At 53.0% G+C, this 1,259-nt stretch carries 1 rRNA gene; it reads left to right on the forward strand.

Annotation, left to right across the window (positions count from 1 at the left end):
• Positions 1 to 1,259, forward strand: a 23S ribosomal RNA gene (locus tag JK154_RS17585); the annotation flags it as partial.

A 1,259-nucleotide genomic window follows, 5' to 3' on the forward strand; every position in this document is an offset into this window, starting at 1 on the left:
TTTATGGGGTGACTGCGTACCTTTTGTATAATGGGTCAGCGACTTATATTCTGTAGCAAGGTTAACCGTATAGGGGAGCCGCAGGGAAACCGAGTCTTAACTGGGCGTTAAGTTGCAGGGTATAGACCCGAAACCCGGTGATCTAGCCATGGGCAGGTTGAAGGTTGGGTAACACTAACTGGAGGACCGAACCGACTAATGTTGAAAAATTAGCGGATGACTTGTGGCTGGGGGTGAAAGGCCAATCAAACCGGGAGATAGCTGGTTCTCCCCGAAAGCTATTTAGGTAGCGCCTCGTGAACTCATCTTCGGGGGTAGAGCACTGTTTCGGCTAGGGGGCCATCCCGGCTTACCAACCCGATGCAAACTACGAATACCGAAGAATGTTATCACGGGAGACACACGGCGGGTGCTAACGTCCGTCGTGAAGAGGGAAACAACCCAGACCGCCAGCTAAGGTCCCAAAGTCATGGTTAAGTGGGAAACGATGTGGGAAGGCACAGACAGCCAGGATGTTGGCTTAGAAGCAGCCATCATTTAAAGAAAGCGTAATAGCTCACTGGTCGAGTCGGCCTGCGCGGAAGATGTAACGGGGCTAAACCATGCACCGAAGCTGCGGCAGCGACACTATGTGTTGTTGGGTAGGGGAGCGTTCTGTAAGCCGTTGAAGGTGGACTGTGAGGTCTGCTGGAGGTATCAGAAGTGCGAATGCTGACATAAGTAACGATAAAGCGGGTGAAAAGCCCGCTCGCCGGAAGACCAAGGGTTCCTGTCCAACGTTAATCGGGGCAGGGTGAGTCGACCCCTAAGGCGAGGCCGAAAGGCGTAGTCGATGGGAAACAGGTTAATATTCCTGTACTCGGTGTTACTGCGAAGGGGGGACGGAGAAGGCTATGTCATCCGGGCGACGGTTGTCCCGGTTTAAGCAGGTAGGCGGAGTGTCCAGGTAAATCCGGACACTTATTCAACGCTGAGATGTGATGACGAGGCACTACGGTGCTGAAGTGATAAATGCCCTGCTTCCAGGAAAAGCCTCTAAGCATCAGGTAACACAGAATCGTACCCCAAACCGACACAGGTGGTCAGGTAGAGAATACCAAGGCGCTTGAGAGAACTCGGGTGAAGGAACTAGGCAAAATGGTGCCGTAACTTCGGGAGAAGGCACGCTGGCGCGTAGGTGAAGTCCCTTGCGGACGGAGCTGAAGCCAGTCGAAGATACCAGCTGGCTGCAACTGTTTATTAAAAACACAGCACTGTGC

It is taken from the genome of Citrobacter sp. JGM124 (assembly GCF_018257795.1).
Lineage (GTDB): Bacteria > Pseudomonadota > Gammaproteobacteria > Enterobacterales > Enterobacteriaceae > JGM124.